15 protein-coding genes and 5 pseudogenes are annotated in these 17,159 nt (G+C 51.8%); 10 read left to right on the top strand and 10 right to left on the bottom strand.

All coding sequences use genetic code 11. The features are described from left to right. Positions 1–22: 22 nt before the first annotated feature. Positions 23–322: a PilZ domain-containing protein gene (locus tag ACYZUC_RS10215; protein WP_008037695.1), complete on the bottom strand. Its 300-nt coding sequence runs from the start codon at positions 320–322 to the stop codon at positions 23–25. A gap of 276 nt (positions 323–598) precedes the next feature. On the opposite strand from ACYZUC_RS10215, the gene rssB reads away from it, so the two are divergent. Together rssB and rssC are read left to right on the top strand one after the other, a co-directional pair. Beyond that, a complete protein-coding gene (rssB, locus tag ACYZUC_RS10210) occupies positions 599–1,780 on the top strand; it encodes a two-component system response regulator RssB (RefSeq protein ID WP_032828718.1) in 1,182 nt (393 codons plus the stop codon). Beyond that, entirely contained in the window at positions 1,780–2,262 is a 483-nt protein-coding gene (rssC, locus tag ACYZUC_RS10205; protein WP_007935262.1) for an anti-sigma factor antagonist RssC, read from the top strand. The genes rssB and rssC overlap by 1 nt, the downstream gene beginning before the upstream one ends. Positions 2,263–2,462: 200 nt before the next feature. On the opposite strand, the gene tal is transcribed toward rssC, so the two are convergent. Continuing rightward, on the bottom strand, positions 2,463–3,389 hold the full coding sequence (gene tal / locus ACYZUC_RS10200) for a transaldolase (protein ID WP_008028427.1): 927 nt from the start codon (positions 3,387–3,389) through the stop codon (positions 2,463–2,465). Between the two features lie 178 nt (positions 3,390–3,567). Further along, entirely contained in the window at positions 3,568–4,587 is a 1,020-nt protein-coding gene (dusA, locus tag ACYZUC_RS10195; protein WP_461995478.1) for a tRNA dihydrouridine(20/20a) synthase DusA, read from the bottom strand. Positions 4,588–4,688: 101 nt separating this feature from the next. On the opposite strand from dusA, the pseudogene ACYZUC_RS10190 reads away from it, so the two are divergent. From ACYZUC_RS10190 to ACYZUC_RS10170, 5 genes and pseudogenes are all read left to right on the top strand, one after another. Continuing rightward, positions 4,689–5,847: pseudogene (locus ACYZUC_RS10190) on the top strand (tyrosine-type recombinase/integrase). Positions 5,848–6,056: 209 nt separating this feature from the next. Continuing rightward, the gene (locus ACYZUC_RS10185) at positions 6,057–7,379 is read left to right on the top strand and encodes an Eco57I restriction-modification methylase domain-containing protein (protein ID WP_461995476.1); all 1,323 of its coding nucleotides are present in this window, start codon (positions 6,057–6,059) and stop codon (positions 7,377–7,379) included. Positions 7,380–7,381: 2 nt separating this feature from the next. After that, positions 7,382–9,448, top strand: a complete 2,067-nt coding sequence (locus ACYZUC_RS10180; RefSeq protein ID WP_461995474.1) for an ATP-binding protein — start codon at positions 7,382–7,384, stop codon at positions 9,446–9,448. 1 nt (position 9,449) lies between these two features. Beyond that, positions 9,450–10,133 (top strand): hypothetical protein, encoded by a 684-nt coding sequence (locus ACYZUC_RS10175; protein ID WP_461995472.1) that lies wholly within the window; start codon positions 9,450–9,452, stop codon positions 10,131–10,133. Further along, complete coding sequence (locus ACYZUC_RS10170) at positions 10,130–11,137, top strand: ComEC/Rec2 family competence protein (protein ID WP_461995470.1); 1,008 nt, start codon at positions 10,130–10,132, stop codon at positions 11,135–11,137. Before ACYZUC_RS10175 ends, ACYZUC_RS10170 begins: the two co-directional genes overlap by 4 nt. Before the next feature lie 39 nt (positions 11,138–11,176). Here ACYZUC_RS10170 and ACYZUC_RS10165 read toward each other — a convergent pair whose 3' ends face one another. The 3 genes from ACYZUC_RS10165 to ACYZUC_RS10155 form a co-directional block, all read right to left on the bottom strand. Further along, the gene (locus tag ACYZUC_RS10165) at positions 11,177–11,443 is read right to left on the bottom strand and encodes a pyocin activator PrtN family protein (RefSeq protein WP_461995468.1); all 267 of its coding nucleotides are present in this window, start codon (positions 11,441–11,443) and stop codon (positions 11,177–11,179) included. Between the two features lie 169 nt (positions 11,444–11,612). Next, entirely contained in the window at positions 11,613–11,855 is a 243-nt protein-coding gene (locus ACYZUC_RS10160) for a hypothetical protein (protein ID WP_461995467.1), read from the bottom strand. Beyond that, on the bottom strand, positions 11,852–12,178 hold the full coding sequence (locus ACYZUC_RS10155; RefSeq protein ID WP_461995465.1) for a hypothetical protein: 327 nt from the start codon (positions 12,176–12,178) through the stop codon (positions 11,852–11,854). Before ACYZUC_RS10155 ends, ACYZUC_RS10160 begins: the two co-directional genes overlap by 4 nt. Before the next feature lie 20 nt (positions 12,179–12,198). On the opposite strand from ACYZUC_RS10155, the gene ACYZUC_RS10150 reads away from it, so the two are divergent. The 3 genes and pseudogenes from ACYZUC_RS10150 to ACYZUC_RS10140 all read left to right on the top strand — a co-directional run. Beyond that, complete coding sequence (locus tag ACYZUC_RS10150; RefSeq protein WP_461995463.1) at positions 12,199–12,372, top strand: tail protein X; 174 nt, start codon at positions 12,199–12,201, stop codon at positions 12,370–12,372. A gap of 96 nt (positions 12,373–12,468) precedes the next feature. Next, positions 12,469–13,062, top strand: a pseudogene (locus ACYZUC_RS10145) (phage late control D family protein); the annotation flags it as partial. Positions 13,063–13,110: 48 nt separating this feature from the next. Beyond that, positions 13,111–13,575, top strand: a pseudogene (locus ACYZUC_RS10140) (DNA adenine methylase); the annotation flags it as partial. Positions 13,576–13,692: 117 nt separating this feature from the next. Here ACYZUC_RS10140 and ACYZUC_RS10135 read toward each other — a convergent pair. The 4 genes and pseudogenes from ACYZUC_RS10135 to ACYZUC_RS10120 form a co-directional block, all read right to left on the bottom strand. Continuing rightward, positions 13,693–14,844 (bottom strand): hypothetical protein, encoded by a 1,152-nt coding sequence (locus tag ACYZUC_RS10135; protein WP_461995461.1) that lies wholly within the window; start codon positions 14,842–14,844, stop codon positions 13,693–13,695. Positions 14,845–14,984: 140 nt separating this feature from the next. After that, a pseudogene (locus ACYZUC_RS10130) lies at positions 14,985–15,193 on the bottom strand (hypothetical protein). A 441-nt stretch (positions 15,194–15,634) separates the two neighbouring features. Then, positions 15,635–16,711, bottom strand: a complete 1,077-nt coding sequence (locus ACYZUC_RS10125; protein ID WP_461996831.1) for a hypothetical protein — start codon at positions 16,709–16,711, stop codon at positions 15,635–15,637. 61 nt (positions 16,712–16,772) lie between these two features. Next, positions 16,773–16,973 (bottom strand): annotated as a pseudogene (locus ACYZUC_RS10120) (hypothetical protein); the annotation flags it as partial. Positions 16,974–17,159 lie beyond the last annotated feature (186 nt).

Raw genomic sequence — 17,159 nt, 5'->3', positions numbered from 1 at the left:
CTTTTTTGGTGTTGGATCCGGGTTATTTCATTTTCAAGATTGTAAGGCCGAGTTTCTGACTGGCGCCGTCCTGTTCTTTGACCCGGACCACTTCAGTGTCGGCTTCGAGCCCTTTTAGTGCCGCATGATCGGAGTCGATCCGCACGCTGAGCCGGTCGCCGACCTTGAACCGACGCGGTGCCTCAACCTGCATGCCACTGCTGGAAAGGTCGATGCAGACGGCTGCAACCTCGTCCCCTTCATGAATCAGCGCGACATCGGCATCGACTCGCATGCGGATGAAATCACGCTTTTCGCTGTAGTCCCGTTCGGTTTGGCTCATGGGCTTCATCCTTCCATTGGGTTACGGTTTTATCAGTTCTTATAACTCTCGGTGATTTGACAAGTAAAGACGTCAAGCGACCATCGGCGTGAGCTTGAAACGCCCCGCGGATGGGAGTACCGTCTGCGCCTTAGAAGGGCACCTCTGGTGTGCCTGTCAGTAGGGTCTATGCCCGAAAGCGGTGCAACAGAGAGGCTAGAAAGCGAATCCAGTAGTGTGTGCGGGGTCAATTGCCCAGCCTGCTACGCCAACCTAATTCTGGCGCCGTTTGCCCACATGCCAAAAACCAGTGCCACGCTGCTGATAATCGATGATGACGAAGTAGTGCGCGCGAGCCTCGCCGCCTATTTGGAAGACAGTGGTTTCAGCGTCTTGCAGGCCAGCAATGGCCAGCAGGGTCTTCAGGTATTCGAGCAAGACAAGCCCGGCTTGGTCATCTGCGATCTGCGCATGCCGCAGATGGGCGGACTCGAACTCATTCGCCAGGTCACCGAGCGGTCACCGCAAACCCCAGTGATTGTGGTTTCGGGGGCCGGCGTGATGAACGACGCGGTCGAGGCCTTGCGCCTGGGCGCGGCGGATTACCTGATCAAGCCTCTCGAAGATCTGGCCGTGCTCGAGCACTCTGTGCGCCGGGCCCTGGATCGCGCGCGTCTGTTGCTGGAAAACCAGCGCTACCGTGAGAAGCTGGAAAAGGCCAACCGCGAGCTCGAAGCCAGCCTAAACCTGCTCCAGGAAGACCAGAATGCCGGTCGCCAGGTGCAGATGAACATGCTGCCGGTCAGCCCCTGGACCATCGACGAGTTCCAGTTTGCACACCAGATCATCCCGTCTTTGTATCTGTCGGGTGATTTCGTTGACTACTTTCGGGTCGACGAGCGTCGGGTAGCGTTCTACCTGGCGGACGTTTCCGGTCATGGCGCTTCTTCAGCCTTCGTCACGGTGCTGCTGAAATTCATGACCACGCGCTTGCTGTTCGAATCCAAGCGCAACGGCACATTGCCGGAATTCAAGCCTTCAGAGGTCCTTGGTCATATCAACCGGGGCCTGATCAGTTGTAAGCTGGGTAAACACGTCACAATGGTCGGTGGAGTCATCGACGAGGAGACAGGTTTGTTGACCTATAGCATCGGTGGTCATTTACCGTTGCCTGTGTTGTACACGCCAGACAGTGTTCGATATCTGGAAGGGCGTGGTCTGCCGGTGGGCCTCTTCAATGAAGCCACCTACGAAGATCACGTGCTGGAGCTGCCGCCGACGTTCAGCCTGACGCTGATGTCCGATGGCATTCTGGACCTTTTGCCAGAACCTACACTCAAAGAAAAAGAAGCGGCTTTGCCCCAGCGGGTCAAGGCAGCGGGCGGCACCCTGGATGGGCTGCGGCAGGTTTTTGGATTGGCCACGCTAGGGGAGATGCCGGATGATATCGCCCTGTTGGTGTTGAGCAGGAATCTTTAATGAGTACCGGTAGAATCCAGTTCGCCGAGCAGGACGGCACCTTCGTCTTGAAGTTCGTCGGTGAAGTTCGCCTGACCCTGTGTTCGGCGTTGGATGCGACTATTGAGCGGATCTTCACGGCGTTGAACTTCAACGCGATCGTGATCGACCTGACCGAAACCCGCAGCATCGACAGCACCACCCTTGGCCTGTTGGCCAAACTGTCGATCCTGTCGCGGCAGAAAGTCGGCCTGCTGCCGACCGTCGTCACCACGCACGAAGACATCACCCGTCTGCTGCAGTCCATGGGCTTCGAGCAGGTGTTCAACATCGTTGACCGCCCGATCCCGTGCCCTGAGTGCCTGACCGACTTGCCTGACCAGGACCAGTCGGAAGAAGTGGTGCGGATCAAAGTGCTGGAAGCGCACAAGATCCTCATGGGGCTGAATGATTCGAATCGTGAAGCGTTTCATGATCTGGTGAATGCGCTGGAGCGTCATTGATCCTTTGAAAGGATAGGAAGCCTGCACTGGCCTCATCGCCAGCAAGCCGGCTCCTACAAGATCATCATCTGTGTAGGAGCCGGCTTGCTGGCGATGGCGGCCTGACAGCCCCCACATCCCCAAAGCGAGCACCAAACAAACGCACACAAAAAAGGGCGAACCCATCAAGGTTCGCCCTTTTTGCATTGCGCTGAACTAGATCACAGCTTGGCCTGCAACAGCGCCTCAAGCTTCTCCTGGTCCCGGGCAAACTGACGAATCCCTTCCGCCAGTTTCTCGGTCGCCATCGCATCTTCGTTGGACAACCAGCGGAACTGCGCTTCATTCAGGCTCAAGCGCGCTTCACCGGTATGACCCGGCGCCAATTTACGCTCCAGCTTGCCAGTGTCCGCCGCCAGTTTATCGATCAAGTCCGGGCTGATGGTCAGACGGTCGCAACCGGCCAGTTGCTCGATCTGATTCAGGTTACGGAAGCTCGCGCCCATGACCACGGTCTTGTAGTCATTGGCCTTGTAGTAGTTGTAGATACGCGTCACCGACTGCACGCCCGGATCATCCGCGCCGGTGTAGTCGTTGCCGTTGGCCTTCTTGTACCAGTCGTAGATACGGCCCACGAACGGCGAAATCAGGAACACACCCGCATCGGCACACGCCGCCGCCTGGGCGAACGAGAACAGCAATGTCAGGTTGGTCTGGATGCCTTCTTTTTCCAGGATTTCGGCAGCGCGGATGCCTTCCCAGGTGGAAGCGATCTTGATCAGCACGCGGTCACGGCCGATGCCGGCCTTTTCATACAGCTCGATCAGACGGTGCGCACGCTTCAATACGGCGTCAGTGTCGAACGACAGGCGCGCGTCCACTTCAGTGGAAATACGGCCCGGAATCACTTTCAGGATCTCTTGCCCTACCGCGACGCCAAAACGGTCGCTGGCCAGGCCCACATCACCCTTGCAGTCGCTGACGCAAGCGTTCAACAACTCGGCATAGCCGGGAATGGCCGCTGCCTTGAGCAGCAGGGAGGGGTTGGTGGTAGCGTCCACCGGTTTAACGCGAGCGATCGCTTCGAAGTCGCCGGTGTCGGCAACCACGGTGGTCATCTGTTTGAGTTGTTCCAGCTTGGAAGTCATGGGCGTGCTCTGTCCTATGGGTCTAATGACATTACCCGAGCGCTGACAGCCACTCAAGGGCACATGTACGTATCGAAGGCCCCGGCGGCAACATCTGGAAAACGGATGTTTGAAAGGCGGGGCGCGGTGTCCGTAAATACGATGCCAAATCCGGGCGCAGGTTCAACGCGGGTGACCGTTAACGCCCTTCAAGCATCTCCGCCGCCTGATCCAGCAACGCCAAAGGCTCCTTGGCCTTATGAATATCCACCGACAACAACTGCCGAAACTTGCGCGCCCCCGGAAACCCGGTGCCCAATCCCAGCACATGCCGGGTGATGTGGTGCATCGAACCGCCTGCATCAATATGCGCCGCAATATAAGGCCGCAACTGCGCCAGCGCTTCGGCCCGAGTGATCACCGGCGCCGTGCTGCCGAACAGCTGCTGGTCCACCTCAGCCATCACATAAGGATTGTGATACGCCTCACGACCGAGCATCACACCGTCAAAGGTCTGCAAATGCTCGTGACAGGCCTCCAGCGTCTTGATCCCGCCGTTGAGAATAATCTCCAGCTCCGGAAAATCCGCCTTCAACCGCGCCGCCACGTCATAACGCAGGGGCGGAATGTCGCGGTTCTCCTTCGGCGACAACCCCTCCAGAATCGCTATCCGCGCATGCACCGTAAAACTCGTGCACCCGGCATCCCGAACCGTGCCGACGAAATCACACAGCTCTTCGTAACTGTCCCGTCCGTTAATCCCGATCCGGTGCTTCACCGTCACCGGAATCGACACCGCATCACGCATCGCCTTCACACAATCAGCCACCAAGTGCGGATGCCCCATCAGCACCGCGCCGATCATATTGTTCTGCACCCGATCACTCGGGCAGCCGACATTCAGATTCACCTCGTCGTAACCGTGCTCCTGCGCCATGCGGGCGCAAGCAGCCAGGTCCAGCGGGACGCTGCCGCCGAGTTGCAGGGCGAGCGGGTGTTCGGCTTCGTTGTGACGCAGGAAGCGGTCGTGATCGCCATTGAGGAGCGCGCCGGTGGTGACCATTTCGGTGTAGAGGAGGGCGTGCTTGGAGAGCAGGCGCAGGAAGAAACGGCAGTGGCGGTCAGTCCAGTCCATCATCGGCGCCACACTGAAGCGGCGAGACGGCTCAGAACGGGTAAGGCTAGTATTTACAGGCGCTTTAGGTTTTTCGAAATTCATTGATACTGTTCTTTTATACAGCGGTTTTTACCCATTTTCCTTGTTTTTCGAACTCGGTTGCTACAATGTAGCAATCGACTTCAGCAATGTTGCAACTGGAAATGGGCACGATCACATCACGCAAGCGCAAGGACAACTCGACGGCCTACACGGCGCAGATACGGATCAATCGGGACGGGCGAACAGTTTATCAGGAAAGCCAAACCTTCGACCGTAAGCAGGTCGCCCAAGCCTGGATCAAGCGTCGGGAGACTGAGCTGGCGGAACCGGGTGCGATCGAGCGTGCAAACCGTAAAGGCGTGACGATTAAGAAAATGATCGAGCAGTACCTAGACGAATACGAGAAGATCCGGCCGCTGGGCAAGACCAAGAACGCCACGCTCAACGCAATCAAGGACACCTGGCTGGGTGATCTCGACGACTCGGCGCTGACCAGTCAGAAGCTGGTGGAGTTCGCGCAGTGGCGGATGGGCAAGGGAGGGCGGTAGCGTCCAGGCGCAGACGGTTGGCAACGATCTCTCGCAACTGGGCGCGGTGCTGTCTGTGGCGCGGCCGGCGTGGGGCTATGAGGTGGATCCGCTGGCCATGCCTGACGCACGCAAGGTGTTGCGCAAGCTGGGCATGGTGAGCAAGAGCAAAGAGCGCAACCGCCGGCCGACTCTGGAAGAGCTGGACAAGCTCACGGGGCATTTCTTGGAGATGCAGGCGCGCCGCAAAGCCGAGATCGACATGCCAAAGATGATCGCCTTCGCGATTTTCTCAACCCGCCGGCAGGAGGAGATTGCGCGGATTCTCTGGGAGGATCTGGATGAGTCCCGTCAGGCTGTATTGGTGCGGGACATGAAAAACCCCGGGCAGAAGATCGGCAATAACGTGTGGTGTCATTTGCCGGATGAGGCCTGGGCAATTTTGCAGTCCGTGCCAAAGACGGAGAAGGAAATCTTTCCCTACAACGCCAAGTCGGTATCGGCGTCCTTTACGCGGGCCTGTCCGATGCTAGGAATTGAAGGCCTGCATTTTCATGATCTGCGACACGAAGGAGTGAGCCGGCTGTTCGAGATGGACTGGGACATTCCGAGAGTCTCCAGTGTGTCAGGGCACAGGGATTGGAATTCGCTGCGTCGTTACACTCTTCTTAGGGGGCGAGGAAATGCGTACCGCGATTGGAAATGGCTAAGCTTCGTAACAGATGAGGATCATCGGGTTAGCAATCGTAGCAAGCGACCGGAAAACACGGATAAGAAAGTCGAAATGAATTAATATGAAAAATAGGTAATTGTGCTAGTGGCAAAAAAGAATAAAAAATGCTTCGCTTATGTCTTTTTGTCTAGGGAAGGAGGGGGAAATGACTTATGCGGTTGAAACCCGAAATCCCCGCAGTAAACAACTAGTTTTTCTCACTCGATTGTCGATGGCAGAAAGAGCTAGTTTTTTAGTTATTGTTAGTCTCGATTTCGGAAACTTATAAAGTGACGATCGCTCAGTCATTAACTACAACAGCAAGTCTTCATTATACTCCGTTCATTAGAGAGCTATTTGATACGCTTCTAACAGACTCATGGTGCGAAGTCAGCTCAAGTAGAGCGATAGAGTTTGTTGGAGGTGAAGCCGATGTTGCTGTAGAAAAGCTCGTGCCTTATGAGACTCGCTCTGAGCAAGGGATTTTTTTTACTGCAGACGATATTACGCTAAAGATAGTTAACTCTCTGGCGGGAGAGATTTTAGCTGAGAAGTCGTTTTTTGATCCTTCCTGCGGTGCAGGTAATCTTTTGTTGGGTGTTGCAAAAAACTACCCTATCAAAAAAGATCTTATTTGTACGATAGAATATTGGTCAAAAAAGTTTGGTGGTTGCGATTTGCATGATAATTTTGTAATTGCCGCTAAGTTGCGTTTAATTGCGCTTGCTGCAATTCGGCACGGGCTTCCAAGTATATCGGAGGGGCAGTTGGCGAGTTTTGTTCGCCAATTTGATAAGTTTTATACCGGGGATTACCTGGAAGCAGATGTTGGCGGTGATTTTGATTGTGTGGTTGCCAATCCCCCCTTTGGGCATGTATTAGCAAGTAAGTCGAACAAATGGAGTAGCGGTAAAACGCAACTTGCGGCAATTTTCGTGGAAAAAATTATTTCTTTGGCGAAGAAAGGTCAAAGAATTGCTGCCGTACTTCCCGATGTGCTCAGAAGTGGCTCCAGATATGAGCGTTGGCGGGAGACGTTAGCTAAAGAAACTGATCTTGGTAGTGTCGAATTACATGGGCGTTTTTCAAAAAATGTTGATGTGGATGTATTCATATTGCGCCTGATTACATCGTCAGGAAAGGGGCAAACTATAGAGTGGGTACCTCCTTTGTCCGACACAGAGGATTGTGTGGTATTAGGCGATCTATTTCAAGTAAGAGTTGGGCCTGTTGTGCCACATAGATTGGAAGAGGGGGTTGAAGACTTTCCTTTTCTTTGTGCGAAGAATGCTCCAGCATTTGGCGTCGCCGTTCCAGAAGAAAAAATAAAATTTAGTGGGACTAAGTTTCTACCGCCTTTCGTTGTCGTACGGCGTACTTCAAATCCGTGTGATAAAAACCGTCTAATAACAACTTTGGTCAAAGGAACTGAGCCAGTGGCAGTTGAGAATCACTTGATAGTGATGAAGCCGTTCAAGGGGGGAGTCGGTATATGCTTAAAACTCATAAAGTCTCTCAAAGATCCAAAGGTTTCTTCTCGTTTAAATAATGTCATTCGGTGTCGTCACCTTACGACTAAGAGCATTTCTTCGATGGCTTTACGGGGGATCTAGATGTGAGTGATGTTCACTTTAGGTTTTCACCCAATATTTTGGTGCGTCTTGGCGAGGAATTAAACCAAGGTAGCGATCAAAGTATTTTGGAACTAATTAAGAACTCCTACGATGCGGACGCTAAAACGTGCACAGTTGAGCTTGTTAATACTACTGTTCCAGGTGGTTCTATCATCGTAAGTGATGATGGAGATGGGATGTCTGTTGAAAGTATTAAAAATTCATGGCTCGTGCTCGGTAAATCTTCGAAGAATAGTTTGCAAACGACAAAGCTGGGACGTACGCCTTCAGGTAGCAAAGGTTTAGGCCGTCTTGCAGCGCTTAGAATGGGCCGGTCTGTTCTTCTTGAATCCACGTTAGCTGACTCCGCCACCAGTAGCGTTTTAGATGTGGATTGGGATGAGTTTGATAACGCTAGCACTGTTGAAGATGTAGCTCTCACTATACAATCGTTAGCTTTGAAAAAAAGCAAAGGAACAAGAACGGAATTAAATGGATTGAGATCGGCTGTTCGTTCAGAAGAGCTACAGCGCTTAGCTCGTGTGGTGTTACTACTGACAGATCCTTTTGAGGATAAAGAGTCTGGTTTTAAGGTCGATTTGAAATCTAAAGAGTTCGAAGAGATTAAGAAGCTTTTAAGTAATAAATACTTCGATAATTGCGAGTATCACCTGTCTGCGAACTTAAGTGAAGATGGCCGAGCGAGCGCCCAAATTCTAGATTGGCAAGGTAAAGTTCTGCATGTAGCAGAGCATGAAGATATTCGGCGTAAAAAGGATTTAAGTGTCTATCTGTCGCCAAGTTGTAAGTTTGATTTCTGGGCTTTTCTGTTGAAGCCAGAAGGTTTTACATCCGGAAAAGGTGTGAATCTTAAAGACGTGAAGGAGTGGCTAAAGCATTTCGGTGGTGTGCATGTATACCAAGACGAAGTGCGAGTTTCTCCATATGGAGGGGGTGGTGACGATTGGTTGGGTATAAACTTAATTCGAACACAAAATCCCGAAGAAAGGCCTAGTACTAACAACTCGATTGGTAAGATTTCCCTGAGCAATAAAGGGTTGAGAGTACTAACCCAGAAGACGGATCGTTCAGGTTTTATCGAAGATGACACCTTTATCGAGTTAAAGACTTTTGCACTGGATTGCCTAGAGTGGATGGCCAAATGGCGATTGAGTCAGGCCGAGCGCAGAAGACAGGGCGAAAGAGCCTCCGCTCCAGCGGCTGCAACTAAAGAAAAGGCTAATCTTACAGAGATAATATCTGAAGCACCGCCAAAAATCCGCCAAAAAATTACTGCAGCTTTTGATCAGTATGCGAAATCTCGTGACAAAGAAGCTGATAACCTCCGCAAAGAGATTCAGCTCTATCGAACGCTGAGTACGGCAGGTATTACAGCTGCGACTTTTGCGCATGAGTCGCACGGCAACCCGTTGAAAGTAATTGAGCTATCGACATCGGTTTTGGAAATAAAGATGAAGCAGGCAATAGCTTCCGAAAAGCAGCCGATCATAGTTACACTCATTGATAAAATCCGGAAAGCCCTAGACGCATTATCTACTCTGAGTTCAGCCACATTGAGCCTGGTTCGCGCGAACAAACGTCGCATTGGGAAGGTTGAAATAAACTCAGTAATTGTGCAGATCGAAAAAATGATGCTGCCTTTTTATAAGGCGCGCGATACCTCAATCAAGTTGAAACTCACCACCAAAGACCCTTATTTACGGTGTTCAGAGGCTGCAATCGAGTCTATTCTAACAAATTTATTGAATAATGCATTGAATGCATTTAGGCGCGAGAACTCAAATAACAGAGTTATCGAAATATCTACAATTGTAGAGGGCGATACTTGTGTTGTTGTAGTTGCTGATTCCGGTCCCGGCATATCGCAAAGAAACATATCTGAGATATGGTTGCCAGGTATAACTTCCGATCCAGATGGCACAGGTTTAGGTCTCACGATTGTGAAAGATACTGTAAAGGATTTAGGAGGAGAAGTGCATGTAACTGCTCGGGGAGAGCTGTTGGGTGGTGCTGAGTTCAGGATTACTCTGCCAATTATAGGGAGTTGATATGCAAGCCGTTAATATCGAGGGAAGAGAAATATCCCGTGTGTTTTTGATTGATGATGATCCGTCGGTTAGGGAATTGTACGAGTATCATTTGGATGGTTTTCGTGTGGATACAGAGGAGGTGCTACATATAGCAGGTATGGAGCAATTGCTTAAGGCCTCCAATGATCATGACGGCTTTGTATGCGACTTTCATTTGAATAATTCAAGGTATTCACCAATTAACGGGGATGTGATTGTCTCGAATTTGTATAAGAAAAACATTCCTGCAGTGCTCTGCTCTAGAGATGTAGATACGATATCTTCTGTTAGGCGATTGCGACACTCTATTCCATGTATTATTGAGGCTCGAAACCTTAATGGTGAGAGTGTTATGGAGGCGTTTGCTACCTGCATTCGTGAGTTTTCAGGGAATTTTTCTAGCATCAGACGTCCTTGGCCAACACTTATACGAATAGAAAATGTTGTGCAGGAGTCGCCGTCCATCCTTCGGGTGGCCGTAGTGGTGCCGGGATGGGAGGCGCAATCAATTATCGAAGTGGATATTTCCAAAGCTGAAGTTGGCTTTTGTGCGGATATAGTTCGGTCTATCAAAAGCGGCGATGTTTATAGGTGTAAAGCTCAGGTTAATTTGGATGCGGAAAGTCAGACAGATATCTATATAAAGGACTGGCTTTCCATATGACGTCCACTCTCGCCGTTTTAGATGTAGGTCATGGTAGCTCGTGCGTTTTAACGAGTTGCGGCAAAACAGTGGTTATTGATACCGCTGATCGCACCCATCTACTTCATTATCTTGAATGTAAGGGTATTGAAGAAATTGAGATGATTATAATCTCGCATACGGACTCAGATCACGTCGGCGGGTTAATAAATATTCTGGCTAATCCCAAGTATGTTGTTAAGCACTTAGTCTTGAATTGCGACTCCCAAAAGCAAAGTAAGTTGTGGGGAGATGTGCGTACGCTGGTTGATGACCTCATGGGTCGTGGTGCAATCAGAGTCACAATGGGTGTAAGTGCTAATCAGGCATATGGGTGGGCAAGGGTATCGGATGAGGTTTCCATCGAAATTGTTTCTCCTACTCCACTAATGGCGTTGACCGGCGCCGGCTCTGCATTGCCTAAAGGTACTAAGGCTCTAACAAGTAATTCTGTAAGTATCGTTGCTAGGATAGTTTTCAAAGGCATTCCCGTTGCACTGGTTACTGCTGATATGGACCGCTTGGCACTAGATGAAATGATACGAACAGAATGTGCCGCGGATTCAAAGTATTTGATATTTCCGCATCACGGCGGATTGCCAGGAACTGATGATCCGGTGAAGTTTACCTCCGATTTACTCTCGGTGGTGAAACCAGACGCGATAATTTTCTCAAATGGCCGTGGCCGTCATGGTACTCCTCGGGCGGAAATAATAGATGCGGTTAGAGCTTCCTTGCCAGGCGTTAAAATTGCTTGTACTCAACTCTCGGTTAAATGCTGTGAGAAACCATTGAGTCGCGATGACTATAGGCCTTATGTGTATTCAGCCGGCGCAGAAAGCCATTCCTTCTGTGCAGGCACGGTGGAAATCGACCTGGAAACTGGTCTAGCCGACAAAAGAATGCTTCAAGCGCACGCTAACTTTGTTTCTGGTTTGCCATCTTCGCTTTGTTCTATACCTGTTGTTGTGTTGCCAATTGTATAGTCTTGCCGAGGCCCCTTTTGGGGCCTTTTTCTAGGTTTATTAACTTTTTTCTAATAACTTGTTCTGCTCGTCAGTCGCTTTGGCTCGCTGTCGATCTATATATTCAGCTAAATCTTTTACATGGACGCCTAGCGACGCCTTTTGAGAGTTGGCTCCTAATCTTGTTATGGGTATTTGTATTTCGCCCGATAGGCATTTGCTTTTGAATTTTTCTACGGTTAATCCCATGTAGTCAGCGCACACTTGGCTCAGCGGTATGACTGCCTGACCTCTATATTGAGCTATTAAAAGAAATAGGGTGTTCATGCTGCCTCCTGCATTGCTGGTTCCAGGAGTGCCGCCATGGCGAGAGCCTGGTCGCGGAGCTCCAAGGTGTCTCGTTCAAGTTTTTTGCCCGTACTAAATGCGCTGAATGTCTCGGCCGCGATTCGCAGTTTTTCTACGATCTCCAGCAGAGTCTGCCGATCTCGTTCCCCTAGTTTGACGCTGCCAGTGCCCGCTCGTAACGGGCGTAAAGCTGCTGGTAGTGTTCCCGTGTCTGGTTAAGTGACAGCTCCAGGTTGCGGACGGTTTGCGAGTTGTCGGATTGCTGAATGGTCATGCCTTCATCAATGCCCTCAAGACGGCCATCGAAATGGCCGCCGCGATAGCCTGGCCAGTAGGTTAGGCCGACGAGCAAGATGAGGACGATCAGCGCGCAGATCTGAATTGCGGTCATGTGGTGTGCACCTGTTGATGTAGTTGGCTGGTGGTGTCACCGACGCGGATCTGGCCGGCCTGAAGATCAAGGACTACAACCGCCTGCAGGCCGGCTATTTTCGTCTGGTTGAAGAAGACGACCTGTAACGAAGCCACGTTGAAGACGCTGGCCCGACGCTTGGCCAAAGAGACCGGTTTCTCGGCGGCCGAGATCAAGGCCATGTCGTTTTCGGAAATGGTGTGGTGGCTCACGGATTGAGCCGCCTTTGATTGACCCGACGTAAAGGGCACGCACATGGCGAACAAACTCGCGCTCGGCCTGGTGATTGGCGGGGCGGTCATGCAGAACATCTGACGGGGACTTGCTCGACACCATTTGCCATAACTTCTATGGCCACCTCAACGGCAGCGTCGAGGCGGTGCTTGATACCAATGAGGGGCTGGCCGAGGAAGAGCAGCCATTCCGCACCGGCTTGTTCATTGTGTTGCCGGATCTGCCGAGCCCGATCACCGAGGCGGTCACGCTGTGGGACTGACCCCGTCCGGAGCCGCCGCCGGTGCCTGATCGCGTTAAGCGTAACGCCCATCCCTCCCCAACCCGCCCTGTGCGGGTTTTCTTTTGGATGTTTTCCATGACTCCTAGGTTTCGCGTCGTCGCCGATGGCGCCGACATCACCGGCTTGATCAATGACCGGCTGATCCAGCTCAGCACCACCGACAAGCCCGGGATGGACTCCGACGAATTCGAGTTGCGCATTGATGACCGTGACGGGCTGGTGACGCTGCCCCCGCGCGGTGCCGGCATCGAAATTTACCCGGGGTATGTCGAGACCGGGCTGGCCCGCCTGGGCCGCTACGTGGTCGATGAAATCACGGTGTCGGGCCCGCCGGATACGATTTCAATCAAGGGCAAGGCCAGCGACATGCGCGGTAGTGGCAAGACCATTCGTAGCGGGTCGTGGGAGGACGTGCCGCTGTCGAAGATCGTGAGCGATATCGCCGCGCGTAACGGCTGGGAGCCAGGCTGCCCGGTGGCCACCAAGGTCGCCCGGGCGGACCAGCTCAGTGAATCTGATTTCAATTTCATCACGCGCCTGGCTAAGCAATACGACTGCACGGCCAAGGTCGCGGACGGCAAGCTGTTGGTGATGCCGCGTCAGGGCGGGCAAAGCGCAAGCGGCAAGGAGTTTGGCGCGATCACCATCACCCGCAAGGACGTCAGCCGCTAGCAGTTTCGCCTCGGCGATCGCAACACACACGGCAAGGTGGCCACCAAGCACCATGCCTTCGCCGGCAAGGTTACCGGGCAGACATTCGGTACCGCGACCATTGGCCCGGCCATCAACCTGCTGCGTATTGAGGAAAACCTTTCGGCCGCCTGGCAGCGCCTGGCCGGCACCTACGTCGAAAATCTTCCTTGGCTTGAATGCGCTGAGCGCTACGACCGCGCTCACACCTTCCACTACATGGACCCGCCTTACTGGCAGACCGCCGGCTATGGCGCGGACTTTCCGTTTGAGAACTACGAGCGGATGGCCGACTTCATGCGTCGCTGTAAGGGCAAGGTGATGGTCAGCATCAACGACCATCCGGACATCCGCCGTGTCTTCGAAGGCTTCCATTTCGAGACGCTGGACATCCGCTACTGCAACACCAACCAGCGGCAAGGAAAGGCCGAAGTCAGCGGTGAGCTGATTATAATGAACTGGGAGCCGGCAGCGTTAGGAGGGCTATTCTAGTGCTGCTTGCGCTCAGTGAATTGATGGTGTTTCTGATACTAGTACCAAGGACTCCCGTTATTTTTTTATAGCCTTCTAGACGTGCGGAAGAAAGGCAGAGTGTCTTGTCACTTATGCTCAAACTAATATCGGGCTGGTCTTGTCTTCAGAAAAGCGCGATGCAAAGTGATGAAAGCCCTCCTTATCTACTTCTACAATCAGATTGGCTCCCGAAATATTGATTTTTAGCAGTTTCGAAAAATCAGGGTGGCTGCTGATGAAGCGCCTCGTAACTGGGCCGTTGTCGTTTTTTCGGATTGCCATCCGTATTTGCGAGGCGCCCGTTAACTGAGTAGCTACGCGGTGAATCGTCCACTTGGAGCGGTTAAGTTTAGGGGCTAGGGAGGGAACCTCGAAAAGCGTGCATTCCGACAAAGGAATACTGATCGGAGAGGCAGCAGAAACTACTACGTCATGCCTCATCGAAAATACATATAAATAATCGTCTCTATAGCAGTGATACATTAATCGACGAACCAAAACGGATTCGTCGCGCGCCTTACCAATTATGTCGGCGAATATTGTGAGCCACCCGCCGATAGGAACAAGCTGTCCGTGCAATATTTCATAAGCTTCGTAAAAGCCGCCGACGCCGTTTTTGATGGTTCTTTGCCTTGGGCCCAAATCCTCCTCCATAAGAAGAAGGGGGATGTTGTTTGCTATATGGAAGCGTCTTTCATATAAATCTGAGTGAGAGTAGTGGGTGGCGTAAGTTTTACCTCTAAGTTCAAGCCAGCTCAGGAGGTCTGATGCCCCGCTACCTGCAATCCATACAGTCCCGAAGTACGGGATAGTTGTAGCTATCCGATTAGCATCAAATGTATGTGCGCACATCTTGTCGCCAGCTATTCCGAGAACTTCAAATTCATTGTGGTCGGCTGCATTTGCAATCAGTGCTGCAACTTCGAGACATCCTAACGCGCCTTTTTCGCGCACTATATCGTATAGCTCCTCTGGTAAATTTTTTTGATTACGAAAAGCTTTAATTAATTCGGAGGCAAAATACTCGATATGGGTTACGGTTCCTGCAACTAAAAGCTCTGCGCGTCCGGCAGGGCCGTCTGCCGCTACCACCTTGCGCACGAGCCGGCTGACACCAAGTTTTAGATCGGAGATTAGAGCTGTATCTCCGGTTGTAGGTGTTACAGCGGTAACAGCACGGTCGTTTACCGTGAGAAGCAAGTCAGAGATTGCAAGCTGGTAATCTTCAAATATTACAATGACTGTCATAAACTTTTAGTCTCAGAGCAAAGGAAGCATTGAATGTGACAAGATGATGCACGTGTCACAGGTGGACGGTTAATTCTCGAATAGAGTAACTGTGACTTGAGTATATGCAGATGCTAATGATCGCTTCTGGCCGAAAGCAGTCACTCCGGAGCCATCATCACCGCGAGCGTCATTTTGATGAATTCCTCGTTACGGTTGATTGCGCAGAGGGCTCCGCGAACATTGTTGCCAGTTTCTGTTGCACCTTGGGTCTCTACAAGCAATGTGAGCTCCATGATGGCCGCTTCCAAGGCGAGCTAATTTCGTTGATCTTGAGCATCAGGGAAGGGAGCAGATCTGAATTCGGCATGATGATTTCCTCCGTGAAAAGGTCAGCGTAGCAGCCAAAATGTTGAGACACGCGATCTTGGCAATCGAAAGGACGGTAATTGAGTGCGTTCTGACACTGTTCGCCGAAATGCGGGCCTGGTGCAGGCAGGTCACGATACACCTCCGATGGATTACGGGCTCAGGGTCCGCTGGTGCAGAAAAGGTTTAGGGCATATTTAGGGTAAGATAAGGGCCGCCGTAGGCCGCAGCATGCCTCGGATAGATTGCTGAGCAGCCGTTTTTTTGGCCCATGGCGGACTATGGGGACGCTAGAAGGGGTTCGAATCCCTAATCTTTATGATGAAACCGCTGCAGTAGACCGATACCTGCGGTTTGCGTAAGGCTGCTACCGGCAAAAAGCTGCTCTGTTGATACCGGCTGAAATCGACCCGGCGCAGCCCTTCGCTTCAGAAAACAGGGATCAGCGCAACCACATGACGAAATCCATTGTACTTGCGATCGGATCTAAGTGATCTCCGACCATCACAGCTTCTAGCGCATCGATGATCTCCTGCGGTAATTGCCTTTTGGCAAACTCGTTGGGAGAGAAGGTAGGATTCACCGGTGTGTTTGGCTTCCAATATGAGCCGTAATCCAAGTCAGACGCTAGGTGGCTGGGGCGGTGCCCGGCAAGTGCGCTTTTTAAGCAGCTCTGTTGCTGAGTTGTGATAACGCCAGATACGTGCGCAAACTGCACCACTTCATCATCTTTACGATAGAAACTGGCCGAGGTGAGCAGGCCACATCCCTCATTCGACAACGGTGACACAGCTTCGAACATGCGCTCCGTCCAGCAGACTACGAGCAAGCCGTAGGTAGGGACGGAAACCTCTTGAAAACTGGAAAACTTCCTTTCAGCACTGACGAGGAAGTCCTTCAGTTTATTGTCAAGCGGGAGCGCTGGTTCGGTGCCTGATAGTTCGGAAATAACGTCCTTGAGTCCGGGAAGCCTGGCCGCGACTTGTTGTGTTGCCGTGCGGTTCTTAGTCTCGTATTCATGCAGCGAGGGGCACTTCACTTCTACCAATGCGCGCCATTTTGGTCCCTCGAGCATGAACTCGGGATTCGCTTTGCCCATGTCCGTGGGTTCCCAATGGAGCTTGAACCCTTCAACTGCGGGGAACGCTTCTATAAACCTCTTACCGATAATTAACTCGCAAAGCGCTTGAACGATCTGCTCATACGTTGCTCGATCCTCCCCACGCAAGGATGAAATCTTTTTCACCGTGGCGCAGCCCGCTCCAGGGCAGAGGTCTTCCAGAACGCACATCAGTTCGATGAATTCTTGCGCGAATTCATTATGGTTGGCGAAATGGTAGTCCAAAAAATGGCGACCTTTGCCGCCAAGGATTGCGGCGTCAATGTCTTCGCGCATGGCCTGAAAATTCTTGTGCGTCATGTCTTTTAATCTCTGTTGGGCGCAGATGCCCGGCGGATGAAGATAGCCTACTCGAAATCCGACGCCCACCACTGAAAGCTCTTGGCCGAAGGCGGACATACGGAGATTTCCCGATATGACATGGAATCGCCCGAAATGATACGAATCTAACCCGCACTCTTTCCCTCAGCCAGGTCCGCCCGTGCTTGATGTGCCCGGCGCTCTTGCCAATCGTCCACAAGGCACCTCGAACGTTGTCTCCGACTTAGGCCAAACCTTGTTGTTCAGCATGAAGCGCTAGCTCCATCAGGGCCGCTTCCAGACCGAGCTGATTCTGATACATCCTTTCCAGCACATCCGATAACGAATATTCGTCCGACATAGCATCGACTCCTTTCGAAAAGGACAAGAATGTACCGGTAGCGCCCTTGGTGGGCGGTAATAGCTGCATGCTTAGAAATTGCTACAAAGCAATGTATTTACGAGGGATTAGGTAGGCTGCCCGGGGGGGGGGGCGACGAGCGACTACGCCCAATCCATCATCGGTCCGATTCAGTGAGCTTAAAAG

Source organism: Pseudomonas sp. GT1P32 (genome assembly GCF_054897805.1).
Note: the sequence above shows the minus strand (reverse complement) of the source record. Positions and strands in the feature narration are given on the sequence as shown.